Here is a 14,244-nt window from a genome sequence, read left to right as displayed (position 1 = left end):
ATGAGGAAATTAAGTGTTTTATTGTTGGTAACTGTTTTGTCGAGCTGCGCAAGCATGCAGTATGGAAATTTTACAGTTGCCTCTCAGAGCAAAGATATTTATTTGGCTAAAGATGCTGCGTTACAACTCACACATATTTATCCGCCGGCTCAAAATACATTTTATATCAGTCAAAAAGTCAGTGATGGCTTTGGCATTAATTTGATTCATGAAATGCGAAACAAAGGTTATGGCGTGATTGAAAGCGTCCAACCAGGACAAAAAGCAAATTTGTTTTATGTGATTGATGATGTTCGAAAAGGCTCTCTTTATCGAGTCAGCCTATATGTCGGCTCGCAAACATTAAGCAGAGTCTATGTCAAAACTAAAGAACAAATCGCTCCAGCCAGCCCATGGTCATACAAGGAGTAACAAAATGAACCAAAACATCGATTTATTATCACCGAATAGTTCACCGCAAAAACTCAAAGCAACAGGAGTCAAGCGTGTGAATAACCTCCCTTTAGTGATAGCCATTGGCGTGTTGACCCTTTTTGTCGTGTTAATCGTGTTTGTTGCCCATAAGAGAGCCAATACACAAAACCAAGCTCCAGAGGTCATAAAAGTCACGGGACAGAAGAAAAATAACATAAATCTGGCCAATGAAATCGTTGGGAATCACAAAACCGGTGTGATGCCTGAGGCACTCATCATCAATCATGAGCCGGTACTTGAGTTACCTGTGGAGCAAAACTTCCTTCAAAAACAAGACATGGATAGTCAAAATGTATCCGATACGGAGCTGGAACGAATTCGTCAGGAAAAAACCCAAGCATTTGAAGAAGCGGTCAAAGCAAAAACATCAATTATGGTTGATAATCCTCACCTAAATACCAGAGAAAGTATGACTACACACAGAGCCAATTCTGTTGCACCATTCGATGTCGATGGCGGCAGTTCCTTTAAAGAGCAACTTCAACTGCTCGAGGGACGACAAAATGCTAGACCCATGCCACAAACTTTGGGCGGTGAGGAAGATGAAATGCGCTGGCATTTAAATTCACGACTCGAGAATCCCAACAGTAGATACGAGTTAAGAGCCGGAAGTGTTATTCCTGGAGTGATGGTAAGCGGTATTTCTTCTGAACTGCCTGGACAAATCATCGGTCAAGTATCCCAGAACGTTTATGATACGGCGACAGGTCAACATCTTTTAATCCCACAAGGTACAAAGATTTTTGGCCTTTATTCCAGTGAGGTGAGCTTTGGTCAGAGTTCGGTGCTGGTAGCCTGGCAACGCCTTACTTTTCCAGATGGAAAATCTTTGGATATTGGCTCTATGCCAGGAGCTGATAGTGCAGGTTTCGCAGGCTTTCGTGATCAAGTAAATAATCATTACTTACGAATTTATGGTTCAGCCCTCTTGATGTCCGGTATCGTTGGGGGAATCAGTTACAGTCAAAATAGTAATCAGTCCAATCAGTATGGATTTAGCCCCCCTACAGCGGGCAGTGTATTAAGTCAGGCATTAGGACAACAGGTGGGTGAGGTAACGTCGCAACTGGTGGCAAAAAATCTGAATGTAGCACCGACTCTAAACATTCGTCCAGGTTATCGATTCAACATCATTGTCGTAAAAGATTTAACTTTTAGAAAGCCCTACCGGCAGTTCAGATAACAAAAAAGAGGAACTGTGATGAAACTTCGAATCCTGTTTGTTTATTTATGGACATTTAATGCCTGCTCCAATATGCCCGTGTTTGATTTACCCAATTACGTACAAAATGGAAAAATGCTACTGAATCAGATTAAAGAGTATAAAACTCAGGTTGATCAATACAACAACCAGATTCAGCAATATCAAAACATGCTGGACAACACCAGATCACTTACATCGTTTCAGTGGGACAATGCCAATGGGGTAATAGATAATCTGCTTGAATCGACCGATACGATTGATTATTACAAACAGGAAGCAGGTAGCCTTCAGAGTTACCTGGATAGGTATCAAAGTCAGGAATACTATCAAAAAACCCCCTGCTTTAATGGCAGTAACCAGTGTAGTCCCGAAGAAATCCAAAAAATAAGACAAAGTAAAATCTCAGCTTCAGTTGCTCAAAAACGGGTTAACGATGCCATGCTCAAGGGAATTGATAAACAGCAGCAAAGTTTAAAAGATGATTCGGTAAAACTGCGTACCTTGCAAACTCAGGCTCAAACTGCCCAGGGACAAAAACAGGCACTCCAGGCTGCCTCGCAACTGGCAAGCGAACAATCCCATCAACTGCTTCAAATAAGAGGACTTTTGTTAGCACAACAAAGCGCACAAACCACAAAAGATGCAGCAGCCGCGAATAAAGAAGCCATACAAAACGCTGCTGATGAGCGTTTTAGATCGGGCAGCTACCATAAAAGTTCAGGTAAAAAATGGTAACTCATTTATAACAAGAGGAAGACAACAATGAAACGATTAGGATTATCCGTAGCACTTTTAGCATTTCTGCTTATAGGCTGTGACAGCACTGAAATGAAAGCACGAAAAAAGGCTGAGTATCTCGCATCGTTAACCTGCGACAGCTCCAAAGAAGGTAGAACAGCCGATGAGCTGCAGGCCATAGCGGATGCTTGTTTTAAAGGCGGAAGTTACTCCAAAAGTTCAGGCATAAAGTGGTAATCCTATGAAAAAAAAGACACTCACTTATTTAATCGTATTCCTTTTAATTGGGTTTTCCGTGTCGGCTCATGCACAAGGCAGCATGGACAGCAGGGATTTGCTGGATAATATTCTGTATCGGTTTTCCAGTACAGCCTCTACATGGAGCCAAACCATATTAAGTTATGCTCGATACCTCTTCTGGTCTCTGGCATTAATTAGCATGGTATGGACCTATGGGCTTATGTCATTACGAAGAGCAGATATTCAGGAGTTTATGGCTGAAACGGTTCGATTTTTAGTGGTTGTCGGTTTTTTCTATTGGATTTTAGATAATGGATCAGCCATTGCAACTGCAATCATCGATTCCATGCGACAACTCGCAGCTAAGGCTTCCGGAATTGATACGCACATTTCTCCCTCTGACATTATTGACGTAGGTTTTGATATTGTCTCAAAAGCAATTGATAACTCGTCTCTATGGTCCCCTGCGGCAACTACGGTGGGATTGATCGTTGCAGGGGTGATTTTGGTCGTTTTGGCACTGGTCAGTATTAACATGCTAATTATTCTGATTACCGCCTGGATTTTAACCTATGGCGGAATCATCTTGTTAGGTTTTGGTGGTGGGAGATGGACTCAGGATATCGCGATTCAATACTACAAAACAGTGCTTGGTATTGCATTACAGGCATTTGCCATGATTTTGATTATAGGTATCGGTAAGTCTTTTGTCGATCAATATTATGCCGCTATGGCAAAGGACATTCTCTTAAAAGAAATGTTTGTGATGCTCGTTGTATCCATTCTTTTGCTGATATTGATTAATAAAATCCCCCCTGTTCTTGCCAGCATTGTATCTGGTGGAGGCTCAGGTGGTGGGGGTCTTGGCCTGGGTAGTGCTATAGGTGCTGCCGGTGTTGCAGGAGCCGCTTTAGCAAGCAGCGCAGGAGCTATCGGTGCTCAGAGTGCAGGAGGCTTATCAGCTCTTCATTCTGCGTTCAAAGCAGCCTCCCAAAGTATGGGCGCTGGTACTTTAGGTTCTGCGTCAGAGGGCAATGTAAGTTCCAAAACCGGTAGTTTGGCCCAAGCCATGGGACAGGCCTCCAAATTTACAGGTTCATTCGGGTCACATTTGGCCACTGGAGCATTTGATGTAGCTCGTGAAAAGGCAAGCACTATGAAGGAAGCAATAGCTGCAACAGTGGCCGAAACTACAGGTGGTAAAATTGCTGATGCAATTCATCAACGAGTGGATTCACAAAACGATTTATCAACATCGGAACAGCAGGACTCAGCATTTCAAAACATTACGTCGATAGGTATCCCAGAAGGAAGTTTTAGTTCTGGAGAGAATGACGATGAAGTCAGCCATTTTGTCAATCGCAAAGCTTCCGGAGACAGCCTATGAATCTGAATAAGCCTAATAAATCTATTGGCCCACAGGTAAGGAAAAAACAGGATAAAAAGAAAACCATACGACTCATTGGAATGATTATTCTGGGGTTTTTAATCAGTCTAGAAATTGGCACACAATATGTGGCTTATAAGTTTCATTATCACAATAGTTTAGGCTTTTCATTTGCGCATGTTTATCTACCCTGGAATCTGCTCTGGTGGAACATGAACTATCATCATTACCATCCCGAATATTTTAATGCCGCATTTGGCATGGTGGTGATGAGTAACTGTCTTTTTTTAATGATGCTGATGTTCGCGAGTCGCCATTTAAAAACAGAAAACATCAGCGAATACCTTCACGGTTCAGCTCGATGGGCGAATAGGGATGATTTAAACGATGCTGGTTTGCTTTCCCAAGAGGAAGGTGTTTATGTTGGGGCTATTGAAGACAAGCAGGGAGAGATTCACTATTTGCGCCATAATGGTCCTGAGCATGTTTTAACTTATGCGCCAACGCGCTCGGGAAAGGGTGTTGGTCTTGTGATTCCAACCCTTTTATCGTGGAAGCACTCCTGTGTCATTACCGATTTAAAAGGTGAGCTTTGGGCAATGACCTCCGGCTGGAGACAAAAGCATGCCAACAATAAAGTGATTCGCTTTGAACCAGCAACATTAACTGGTTCAGCCCGTTGGAATCCGCTTGATGAAATTAGAGTCGGTACGGAATCAGAGGTGGGTGACGTACAAAATTTGGCAACACTTGTAGTGGATCCTGATGGTAAAGGACTTGAAACCCACTGGCAGAAAACCTCACAAGCCCTTTTGGTGGGTTTTGTTCTGCATGCGATTTACAAACTCAACAACCAGGGGGAACCCGCCACATTTCCCAACATTGACCGTATGCTGGTTGATCCTAATATTAATATTGCCGACTTGCTCATTGAAATGACTCAATACCCCCATATCGAGGGCAAAACCCATCCTGTGATTTCAGCCTCTGCCCGTGACATGATAGACCGGCCCGAGGAAGAAGCAGGTTCCGTATTATCCACTTTAAAATCTTATCTGGCGTTATACCGCGATCCAGTGGTAGCACATAATGTCTCGGCCTCTGATTTTTGCATCCGCGATTTAATGAATCATGAATGTCCTGTGAGCCTATATATCGTTACTCAACCCAATGACAAAGCAAGGCTTCAACCTCTGGTTCGAGTCATGATTAATATGATAGTGAGGTTATTAGCTGACAAAATGGAGTTTGAGCGTGTATCGGATGATAAAGGCTTATCCTATGTCAGAACGAAAAAAACGTATAAGCATCGACTGCTTTGCATGATCGATGAATTTCCAAGTCTTGGAAAACTCGACATTCTACAAGAGTCATTAGCTTTTGTTGCTGGCTATGGTTTAAAGTTTTACTTAATTTGTCAGGACATTAATCAGCTTAAAAGTCGTGAACGCGGCTATGGTCCTGATGAAACCATCACTTCGAATTGCCATATCCAAAATGCTTATCCACCCAACAGGGTTGAAACCGCAGAACATCTTTCCAAGCTGACAGGTCAAACAACTATTGTTAAAGAACATATCACCACCAGTGGAAAACGCTTTTCTACGTTCTTAAATCAAATATCAAAAACCGTTCAGGAAATATCGAGACCTCTTTTAACCGTTGATGAATGTTTACGTATGCCAGGACCGAAAAAAGATGCCGATGGTTTGATACGTGAGGCGGGAGATATGGTGGTTTATGTTGCTGGTTTTCCTGCGATTTATGGGAAACAGCCGCTTTATTTTAACGATCCGATTTTCTTAGCCAGAGCATCTGTCGAGGCACCAGTACACTCAGATATTTTACGTACTCGTTTAAGTAAAGATGAGATCATCAAGTTATGAAAAAATTGTCCGTCTTCATCGCTATTTTCTTGATGAGTCTTATTACTTTAGGCGCACTGTTCCATGCCATGGGTTTTAGGATAAACCTGACTGAATCCATACCTATAGGTTTATATCGCATCACCAGTGCGGAATCCCTCAAAAATGCTTATGTGATTTTTTGTCCTGATGACAGGGAGTCGTTTAGGTTAGCCAAGAGCAGAGGCTATATAGACCATGGTCTTAATTGTGGTGGATATGGTTATTTAATGAAAAAAGTGGTTGCTGTATCTGGCGATATTCTCTCTGTGACACCTGAAGGGGTCTTGATAAATCAAACGTTGCTTCCCTTTTCAAAACCAAAGTTAAAGGATGGAATTAACCGAACATTACCTCAATGGAGGATCTTAGATTATCCGCTTAAAGTAAATGAAGTGATGACCATGACCAGTCAAAGCGAATGGTCATTCGATGGTAGATATTATGGTCTTGTTCACACAAGACAAATCAAGGGAATGATCATACCCATATGGGTAATTAATAAACGGGAGAAAACCACATGAGTCACGAAACCGAGTTAGTGGATGTGATTTCAGAAAAATTCGAAGATTTAGTAATCCCTGGCTTTCTTGTCGAAGTCAGCCCGATAGAAGCTGACATAATGGGAGCTTTTGTTGAAGATGCACTCAATGAAGAAGATGCGATGGAGGCTATTTATGACTAAAATGCCTTATCATCAAGTCGTTGCCAATCAAATTATTGAAAGCCTCAAAGCAGGAACCGCTCCCTGGTTGAAACCATGGGAGCCAGGCATAGGCAATGGTCAAATTCCATATAATCCGATCACAGGAAAGCGTTATCGAGGAATTAATGCATTGTATTTAATGCTGAACCAAAGTGATGACAACCGTTGGTTAACCTACAAACAAGCACAAAGTATGGGTGCGCAAGTTCGCAAGGGAGAAAAAGGTACCACAATCCAATATTGGAAATTTCATGAAGAACAAACCAAACACGATGATGCTGGTAACCCTGTACTTAATGCACAAGGTAATCCATTAAAAGTGCAGGTGAATCTTGAACGACCCAAGGTGTTTTATGCAACGGTATTCCATGCCTCGCAAATTGATAATATGCCTGAACTCATTGCAAAAGAGCCGGACTGGTCCTTAATTGAAAGAGCAGAAAAACTATTGCATAACTCCAGTGCTACCATTATTCATTCTGAGGCTGACAGAGCCTTTTATAGATTATCGACAGATAGTATCCATCTTCCACCGAAAGACCAATTTAAATCCGCAGCGAACTACTATGCTACTGCCCTGCATGAACTAGGGCATTGGAGCGGTCATCCTTCAAGACTGGATAGAGATTTAGGCCACCCCTTTGGTTCAGATGCTTATGCCAAAGAAGAATTGAGAGCAGAAATTGCAAGCATGCTTTTAGGTGCTGAGCTTGGTATAGGTCATGACCCTTCTCAACACACTGCCTACATCAAATCATGGATTCGTGTTTTGGAAGACGAGCCATTAGAAATATTCAGAGCATCCGCAGATGCAGAGAAAATAGTGAATCACCTGTATGCGTTAGAGCAAACTCAAGACATTCAACAGTCAGAACTTATTGAAATCAAGGATGAGCAACTCAAAGAGGAAGTCTTTATGACATCTGAAAAAACCACTTCTGAAAAAGTCTGGTTAAGCGTTCCCTACAGACAAAAAGAGATTGCCAAATCCACCATCGGAAAACTCCCCGATGGAACACCGGGTATTACCTGGGATAAAGTGCAAAAATGTTGGTATGCAAACCCTGGTGTTTCTGTTGAGAAAATCAAAGCCTGGCTTCCTGAACGTCAGGAATCATCTCAAGATAAAGTGCTTCTGCCTGTAGATGAATTTAAAGCTGCTTTGATAAGCCTTGGTGCAATTGTTTCAGGCGAGCATCCGATCATGGATGGGAAACCTCATCGTATCCCCACGGAGGGCGATAAAAATGGTGAGAAGGCAGGATTTTATGTAGCCCATTTAGATGGTATTCCAGCAGGATATATTAAAAACAATCGAACCGGAGCTGAGCTTAACTGGAAATGTAAGGGTTACATTTTAACTGATGAAAAGAAGGCATCGCTTAAGGCAGAAGCACTTGAACATCGACAAACTTGTCAACATGAGCTTGAAGCCAAACAAAAGAGAACTGCAATAAGACTCAAGCAAAAATTATCCATGATGACAGAGGTTGTGGAATCCACGCCTTATATGCAGGCCAAAGGTATTCAGGTTCATTCTGGCGTATATACAGATGAAGAAAAAAAATTAACCTGCATTCCAGCAATAGATTGCGAAGGAACACTTTGGACTGTTCAGTATATTGCCGAAGATGGAACGAAGCGCTTTGCAAAAGACTCAAGAAAAGAAGGTTGTTTTCATGTATTGGGCGGTATCGACAAACTTGCAGATGTACCCGTTATTCTGATAACGGAGGGTTATGCCACCGCTGCAACGATACAAGAGGCAACCGAGCTGCCGGCTGTCGTTTCAGCGTTTGATGCTGGAAACCTCAAGTCTGTGGCGAAAGCGCTACATGAAAAATATCCTCATACCCCAATCATTGTGGCCACAGACGATGACAAACACCTTGAATTAACTCAAGGCATCAATCCTGGAAAGGAAAAAGGAGGCGAAGCAGCAGATGCAGTCAATGGCTTCATTATTATCCCAACTTTTGCACCAGACGAACAGTCATTAAACCCCGGCCAATTCACCGATTTTAATGATTTGGCAAACAGAAGCATGCTAGGCATTGAAGGGGTAAAACGGCAGATAAAACCAAAGGTTGATAGAATCGCTAAGCGATATAACAACCTGAGATTATCACAAAAGGGTAATGTAGTTCGTATTACATAGACTCAATTTTATTGGCGACAATTTTTGCGTTCAATTGTCGCCATAAAAATTCCATTGAAAAATCTATAGCCTTTTATGCTTCTTAATTTATTCTACAACTTAGTTTCTCTCTGCATCCGCTCATTGTACTCTTTTACAAATGCTCCACTCTGAATTTTATATTGATTCAGTGACTCCATAATATCTTTTTTGAATATACTAGGTAATGCTGTGGTCTTTATAAAATTCAAATATTTTTCATCAAAATCAGGTGTGTCCTCGACCATTGTCATTAACAAACTAACACCTCCCGTGCTCATTTGTTTTGGAAACAATACCAAGCTATCGTATTCAGATTCATAAGAATGATCCACAATATATGAGAGGTAAATAAACTGATAAATTAACGGCAAAGCTGCTGCTGTATTATTTTCATCATTTAAAAACCGAATCCCTGACTCAAGCAACCATTTATACCCATTCCAGTCACCTTGAGAAGATAGCTCGACTAATTTTTTTTGAATTTTTCCCCATATAGCATCATTTAAAGGAATATTTTCCACATTGCCCTTATATTTATAAGCTTCTGCTAATTTTTCTTTAAATTTTTCAATTTCATCAAAACTCTCAAACCAATTTTTCCAAGTCCCATTTGACAACCATAATAACTCTACATATAGCTTCTCATTTTTGTCATCATATAAAAGATAATCACCGCTAAAATAGTTTTTTCCTCTGTTTATATTTTTTTTGCAACTTTTACATTTAATTTTTCTTTTAGGAAACTTAACTAAGTTGATGCCACAAGATGGGCAAACTGCATCTAATCTGCCAAATTTATCCCAACGAGCCATTAAATGTTTTTTTTGTTCATCAGTTAATGTTGACTCTAATGAAATTTTTTCAACTCGATCTTCAATTATATGGTTTGAGTTTTTTAAAGAATCTATTTGCGGTTTTGCCAAAGACTTGGTTTTAGGACAACATAAATAAATCACACCTATTACCAAAAATAGAGAAAACACTACCCCGATAAAATCAAATCCTAAAAATGAAAAAAATAGCCCTGAAATAATTAAAATAACAATCAGTGTCGTATTTTTTATTTCCTTGTTATTGCTTAATTTCATCGTATTCTCTTATCTATAAGTAATATTCAGATCATCAATTTCGTTATATTCTTTCATATTATTACTGATTGAATATATTGATATATACAGTGTAGTCTTTTCTTTGATAACTATCTTATTTCTTTCGATTTTTACTATTCTGATTTAACCCAAAAACTTTCCGTCGCACATGGTTATCAGGTTTGAATCTTTGCCACTCCAGGTGATCATGTGCATTATCCTGCAATAGCACTTGACCTCCTCCGGAGAGCTGAACCAGATCGCATTTGGACAAGTTTCGCAAGCTGTTGTGATCTTTGGCTGGCGAGCCTTGTCTAATGCTGAAAGAGTTGGACTTTGTGCTGCCCCTTCTATTTCCAGTGGCTGTTCCAGCAGCCTCATGGCCTCCTGAAGTTCTTCCTCGATGGCTTTGTCGGTTTGAGCTTGATTGTTCATGAGATTTCTCCTGTTCAAAATTTAGTTTTTGACGTTGATTTTCCAACTCCAAATCAGCAAAAGTGATTGGCATTTGATATTGAATAACAATTTGCAAGATAAGCTTTTTAAATAATGGAGACCCATTCACACAAATACAGTCACCATAGCGCTGCCTTGCCATTTCCAAGGCTCTTTTAAGAGCATGAATAGAACCACCTTTAGAAATGATAATTTCCTTTCCATTGTCTCTAATAACACTGTTATCTTTTTTATAAATCTCAGTACCTTCTTTAGTAACAGAGTCGATTTGTCCAAAATTTAAAGAAGAAGAAAAAGAAGAGCCTGATATGGTGTAATCATGCTTATTTTTGCGATTACGATAACGCATTGCCATTAAAGCATCCTGGTCGCCACCATGTGCTTTTTGTTTCAGCCAATCAGTCCAGGTTTTGTTTTGATGGGAATCTAACAACCGGCTACGTTCTTTTGCGTAATTTTTCCTTATGTTATCAATCTCATTAAGCAGCGTTTTGTTTATGTGACTATATAAGTACTTTTTCTGTACTTTAGAAAGGTTCATTAATTTCAAAGCCGCTCGTTTAATTCGACCTCGCTTTTTCGTTTTTTCAATAAGTTTGGCTCTAGCCTCGCGCAACTGTTTGAGCTTTTGTGAAATAAAACGTTTATTGTGTGATTTTTCGTGCTGATATTTGGCATAGAGCTCGGAACCAAGTACTTTTTTATTTAATGGTTCATAACGATAAACATTTGATGCAGGTACGTTGTTTTCTGAGCAGCATAGTACGAACGAACCTAGCATGCATTCAAGATTTTTTTTAGAAAAGGTTCTGGAAATTGAACTGGCTTTAACGGTGAGCCCTTGGACATTGCAGAACACAAAACCATTGGCTTTAACACGCATCATCAATCCATTTTCTGCCAAAATACCATGAATCTCCTTCCAGCTAGTGGCTGTTTCGATTTTTTCTTTGCAATGGCGCTTCATCCAATTAATCAGGCTCTCAATACCTGAATGGTGTTCCATATCGTCAGCAAGGTTTTCTGAACGGTTTTTTCGGGTTTGATGATTAGTTATTTGAAGACCTAATTCAATTTCGAGCCTGGATGCAATCTCAGCAAAAGTCTTATATGCCCTGAACGGTTCAATCATATTAAAATTTTTGGGATGGATTTTATTAATAGCCACATGGATATGGAGATTATCTGTGTCATGATGCACAACTGAGATTCTTTGGTGTTCTTTAAATCCTATGGAAGACGTCACACTTTCTTCTATTTCTCGTAAGACTTTATCCGAGGGGTTCTCACCTGATGCGAAAGATATGAGCATATGGTAAGTTTTCTCACCCGTCGCTCTCTGGTTTTTAGCCTGTGTTGCCAATACCTCCTGAACAGCCCAAATGGAATCGAGACTATTACAATTCGATAATCTGACTTTGCCCACTCGCTCCTGTTTGTTTTGTTTATTACAAAGGTACTGGACAAGACCTGAAAAACTGCTGAGTCTTATTTTTTTCATAGGAATATGGCGAATAATCATAGTTTTTTCACCACTTCAAACATCGCATCCTGGGTGGTTTGAATACGAGTTAACAATGTTCTTATTGTTTGGAGATCAAAGTGTGCAACTCGTTTATCCTGAGTCAGCCATAGTTTTAACAGTCCGCCAAGCCGTCCTAAGTCACCATTGATTTTGGCTAGCTGCAGTACATAATCCTTATCAACACTACTTTGAATTTGATATCCGAGACTGATCCGTCTTAAGTACTCAGCAATTGAAAGACCAGCATTGGCCGCATTCGATTTAATTTGAATTTCTTCGGAAGGCAAAACAGGAACGCGAAGATGACGACCATTTTTTCTGGTGGGTGTTTTAAGTTTCTCGTCCATAAGGATGCCGACCTCTTAATTAAGTGGTTATGCAATCCTTTGAGTATCGATTTGATCTCAAAACACAGTTTTTTCGTTGAGTACCGAAGGTGCGAATAAGACTCGTGAGGTTTGGTAGCCAGCTTGCTGGTTAGCTAACTTCACCTATCTTGCCCTGCGTTTTAAGTTCATTAAATGGGATACTATCAGGTAATTTTATGTAATTTCAAGGTTATTTTCCGTAACGCCCTATTAATTACTGATAATTACTATTAATTACGATAAATTACACTTAAGTGCATTTAATGGTTTATTTAATTACGCCAAAGGGAAGAAAAATTACATAACCTATTGCAGTGTAACGTAATATTTCATACCATCGAAGAGAACAACAATAAATTGACAATATGACATGGGAAACTCCCTCAGCGAACGAATCGCAGCCAAGCAGATAAATAGGAAATGCTCTGATAAATCGGTCAACAAAGCCGCTTTTCTTGCGCTAAAAAAAGATATCGCTTCAGCGCTAGCCGACGGCTGGTCTATAAAGCTTGTCTGGGAAACCTTAGTTGAAGAAGGCAAAATCTCATTTTCATATAAAACATTTTGTGGCTATGTAGCACGTTTGATTGCTGCAGAAAAAAAGCTATCTATGCAGGAGAACACCAAGGATGAACAGGCTAAAAGTAAGGCAAAAAACGAAATTCGCGGTTTTACTTTTAATCCCAAACCCAACCTGGAGGAACTCTTGTAATGGCAAAAATTCATATCACACTGCAAGGCAAAGGCGGTGTCGGCAAATCATTTATTTCAGCAACAACGGCGCAATACAAACACCACAAAGGCCAAACACCACTGTGCATTGACACTGACCCCATCAACTCAACCTTTTATGGCTTTAAAGCCCTCAACGTCGACCATATTCAAGTCATGAGCGGTGATGAAATTAACCTCCGTCTTTTTGATACCCTCATCGAAAAAATTGCCTCAACAACTCATGATGTAGTAATAGATAACGGTGCTAGCTCCTTTGTGCCCCTTTCTCATTACCTCATCAGCAACCAAGTTCCCGCATTGTTAAAAGAACTAGATCATGAAATGGTGATTCATACGGTCATTACCGGAGGCCAGGCATTATTCGATACCATTAATGGCTTTGCACAACTGATTGACCAGTTTGCAAATGAAGCACAGTTTGTCGTCTGGCTCAATCCCTATTGGGGAGCCATAGAGCATGAAGGTAAATCCTTTGAGCAACTGAAAGCCTACCGAGATAACAAAGACAGAATATCAGCCTTAATTCAAATCCCCGATCTGAAAAAAGAAACCTATGGCCGGGATCTAACTGAGATGCTTCAACAGAAACTGACCTTCGATGAAGTTTTAGGTACGCCAGAGAAAAGCATTATGACCCGCCAACGCTTAAAAATCGTTCGCGATCAACTGTTTGGACAGCTGGATAGCGCCAAGGTGATTTAATGTCAGAGAAACTTGATAAAATCGTTCAAGACATCACTGTCAAACATGGTGTACTTTTGGGTAAAGACGATCCAATCCTCATGCTTCAGACTATGAATGAACAACTGATTGAGGAAAATCGAAAAGCCCAACAAGATTTGTTAGTACAGTTCCGAGAGGAAATGGAAAGCATTTCCTCTCAATGGAAAGATGATGCCAAAGAAAAAGCTGAAAAGGTTCTCAATGTGGCATTGGCCTGCAGTAAAGAATCTGTAATTAAATTACTGCAAGAATCTACTAAAGAATCGGTTGAAGCTATGAAGAAATTGATCTCTGATTCATTGATTGAGGCTCACTCCTTAACACAAAAAACACAAAAATTCGGCCGGTTCGCATTGGTATCATCAGCCACATTGTTTGCTGCTTCTTGTATGATTCTCTTGCTGTTTTGTAAATAGGCTTTATCGTAAAAGAATTCATAGCTCTATCTATTGCCCCAGATTGGGGCTTCTTATTTTTATCAACTAAACTTAATAACATAAATATTTAAACCAATACT

At 40.2% G+C, this 14,244-nt stretch carries 15 protein-coding genes; 12 read left to right on the top strand and 3 right to left on the bottom strand.

The annotated features are described in order from the left end of the window. Genes BN3124_RS03700 through BN3124_RS03660 form a run of 9 tightly spaced genes read left to right on the top strand, consistent with a single transcriptional unit; the run spans window position 1 to window position 8,811 of the window. Complete coding sequence (locus BN3124_RS03700) at window positions 1-411, top strand: conjugal transfer protein TrbH (protein ID WP_058533520.1); 411 nt, start codon at window positions 1-3, stop codon at window positions 409-411. 4 nt (window positions 412-415) lie between these two features. Further along, complete coding sequence (locus BN3124_RS03695) at window positions 416-1,657, top strand: TrbI/VirB10 family protein (RefSeq protein ID WP_058533519.1); 1,242 nt, start codon at window positions 416-418, stop codon at window positions 1,655-1,657. An 18-nt stretch (window positions 1,658-1,675) separates the two neighbouring features. Beyond that, window positions 1,676-2,413 (top strand): P-type conjugative transfer protein TrbJ, encoded by a 738-nt coding sequence (trbJ, locus tag BN3124_RS03690; protein WP_058533518.1) that lies wholly within the window; start codon window positions 1,676-1,678, stop codon window positions 2,411-2,413. Between the two features lie 27 nt (window positions 2,414-2,440). Further along, complete coding sequence (locus tag BN3124_RS03685) at window positions 2,441-2,653, top strand: hypothetical protein (protein WP_058533517.1); 213 nt, start codon at window positions 2,441-2,443, stop codon at window positions 2,651-2,653. A gap of 4 nt (window positions 2,654-2,657) precedes the next feature. Beyond that, complete coding sequence (trbL, locus tag BN3124_RS03680) at window positions 2,658-4,043, top strand: P-type conjugative transfer protein TrbL (protein ID WP_058533516.1); 1,386 nt, start codon at window positions 2,658-2,660, stop codon at window positions 4,041-4,043. Beyond that, window positions 4,040-5,929 carry a type IV secretory system conjugative DNA transfer family protein gene (locus tag BN3124_RS03675; RefSeq protein ID WP_058533515.1) on the top strand — a complete coding sequence of 630 codons (1,890 nt, stop codon included), beginning with the start codon at window positions 4,040-4,042 and terminating at the stop codon, window positions 5,927-5,929. Before trbL ends, BN3124_RS03675 begins: the two co-directional genes overlap by 4 nt. Then, complete coding sequence (gene traF / locus BN3124_RS03670) at window positions 5,926-6,471, top strand: conjugative transfer signal peptidase TraF (RefSeq protein ID WP_058533514.1); 546 nt, start codon at window positions 5,926-5,928, stop codon at window positions 6,469-6,471. The genes BN3124_RS03675 and traF overlap by 4 nt, the downstream gene beginning before the upstream one ends. Next, entirely contained in the window at window positions 6,468-6,632 is a 165-nt protein-coding gene (locus BN3124_RS17140; RefSeq protein ID WP_058533513.1) for a hypothetical protein, read from the top strand. The genes traF and BN3124_RS17140 overlap by 4 nt, the downstream gene beginning before the upstream one ends. Then, the gene (locus BN3124_RS03660; RefSeq protein ID WP_058533512.1) at window positions 6,625-8,811 is read left to right on the top strand and encodes a zincin-like metallopeptidase domain-containing protein; all 2,187 of its coding nucleotides are present in this window, start codon (window positions 6,625-6,627) and stop codon (window positions 8,809-8,811) included. Before BN3124_RS17140 ends, BN3124_RS03660 begins: the two co-directional genes overlap by 8 nt. A 92-nt stretch (window positions 8,812-8,903) precedes the next feature. On the opposite strand, the gene BN3124_RS03655 is transcribed toward BN3124_RS03660, so the two are convergent. The 3 genes from BN3124_RS03655 to traJ form a co-directional block, all read right to left on the bottom strand. Further along, a complete protein-coding gene (locus BN3124_RS03655; RefSeq protein WP_058533511.1) occupies window positions 8,904-9,920 on the bottom strand; it encodes a hypothetical protein in 1,017 nt (338 codons plus the stop codon). 115 nt (window positions 9,921-10,035) lie between these two features. After that, window positions 10,036-11,898 (bottom strand): TraI/MobA(P) family conjugative relaxase, encoded by a 1,863-nt coding sequence (traI, locus tag BN3124_RS03650; RefSeq protein WP_058533510.1) that lies wholly within the window; start codon window positions 11,896-11,898, stop codon window positions 10,036-10,038. Next, window positions 11,895-12,248: a conjugal transfer transcriptional regulator TraJ gene (gene traJ / locus BN3124_RS03645; RefSeq protein WP_058533509.1), complete on the bottom strand. Its 354-nt coding sequence runs from the start codon at window positions 12,246-12,248 to the stop codon at window positions 11,895-11,897. Before traJ ends, traI begins: the two co-directional genes overlap by 4 nt. 391 nt (window positions 12,249-12,639) lie before the next feature. On the opposite strand from traJ, the gene BN3124_RS03640 reads away from it, so the two are divergent. The 3 genes from BN3124_RS03640 to BN3124_RS03630 are packed head-to-tail and all read left to right on the top strand — an operon-like array spanning window position 12,640 to window position 14,143. Continuing rightward, entirely contained in the window at window positions 12,640-12,981 is a 342-nt protein-coding gene (locus BN3124_RS03640; protein WP_058533508.1) for a TraK family protein, read from the top strand. Continuing rightward, window positions 12,981-13,706: an ArsA-related P-loop ATPase gene (locus BN3124_RS03635; RefSeq protein WP_058533507.1), complete on the top strand. Its 726-nt coding sequence runs from the start codon at window positions 12,981-12,983 to the stop codon at window positions 13,704-13,706. The genes BN3124_RS03640 and BN3124_RS03635 overlap by 1 nt, the downstream gene beginning before the upstream one ends. Next, entirely contained in the window at window positions 13,706-14,143 is a 438-nt protein-coding gene (locus BN3124_RS03630; RefSeq protein WP_058533506.1) for a conjugal transfer protein TraM, read from the top strand. Before BN3124_RS03635 ends, BN3124_RS03630 begins: the two co-directional genes overlap by 1 nt. The last annotated feature ends 101 nt before the right edge of the window (window positions 14,144-14,244 follow it).

The organism is Legionella saoudiensis, from assembly GCF_001465875.1.
GTDB classification, from domain to species: Bacteria; Pseudomonadota; Gammaproteobacteria; order Legionellales; family Legionellaceae; genus Legionella; species Legionella saoudiensis.
The sequence above is the reverse complement of the archived record's forward strand: the minus strand, read 5'-3'. Positions and strand labels throughout refer to the sequence as shown.

What these genes read in the sequence shown, in the direction of transcription:
- BN3124_RS03695 (WP_058533519.1), top strand. Translation starts at nt 416, where the DNA reads ATGAACCAAAACATCGATTTATTATCACCGAATAGTTCACCGCAAAAA.
- BN3124_RS03655 (WP_058533511.1), bottom strand. Translation starts at nt 9,920, where the DNA reads ATGAAATTAAGCAATAACAAGGAAATAAAAAATACGACACTGATTGTT.
- trbJ (WP_058533518.1), top strand. Translation starts at nt 1,676, where the DNA reads ATGAAACTTCGAATCCTGTTTGTTTATTTATGGACATTTAATGCCTGC.
- BN3124_RS03640 (WP_058533508.1), top strand. Translation starts at nt 12,640, where the DNA reads ATGGGAAACTCCCTCAGCGAACGAATCGCAGCCAAGCAGATAAATAGG.
- BN3124_RS17140 (WP_058533513.1), top strand. Translation starts at nt 6,468, where the DNA reads ATGAGTCACGAAACCGAGTTAGTGGATGTGATTTCAGAAAAATTCGAA.
- trbL (WP_058533516.1), top strand. Translation starts at nt 2,658, where the DNA reads ATGAAAAAAAAGACACTCACTTATTTAATCGTATTCCTTTTAATTGGG.
- BN3124_RS03675 (WP_058533515.1), top strand. Translation starts at nt 4,040, where the DNA reads ATGAATCTGAATAAGCCTAATAAATCTATTGGCCCACAGGTAAGGAAA.
- traF (WP_058533514.1), top strand. Translation starts at nt 5,926, where the DNA reads ATGAAAAAATTGTCCGTCTTCATCGCTATTTTCTTGATGAGTCTTATT.
- BN3124_RS03635 (WP_058533507.1), top strand. Translation starts at nt 12,981, where the DNA reads ATGGCAAAAATTCATATCACACTGCAAGGCAAAGGCGGTGTCGGCAAA.
- BN3124_RS03630 (WP_058533506.1), top strand. Translation starts at nt 13,706, where the DNA reads ATGTCAGAGAAACTTGATAAAATCGTTCAAGACATCACTGTCAAACAT.
- BN3124_RS03685 (WP_058533517.1), top strand. Translation starts at nt 2,441, where the DNA reads ATGAAACGATTAGGATTATCCGTAGCACTTTTAGCATTTCTGCTTATA.
- BN3124_RS03700 (WP_058533520.1), top strand. Translation starts at nt 1, where the DNA reads ATGAGGAAATTAAGTGTTTTATTGTTGGTAACTGTTTTGTCGAGCTGC.
- traI (WP_058533510.1), bottom strand. Translation starts at nt 11,898, where the DNA reads ATGATTATTCGCCATATTCCTATGAAAAAAATAAGACTCAGCAGTTTT.
- traJ (WP_058533509.1), bottom strand. Translation starts at nt 12,248, where the DNA reads ATGGACGAGAAACTTAAAACACCCACCAGAAAAAATGGTCGTCATCTT.
- BN3124_RS03660 (WP_058533512.1), top strand. Translation starts at nt 6,625, where the DNA reads ATGACTAAAATGCCTTATCATCAAGTCGTTGCCAATCAAATTATTGAA.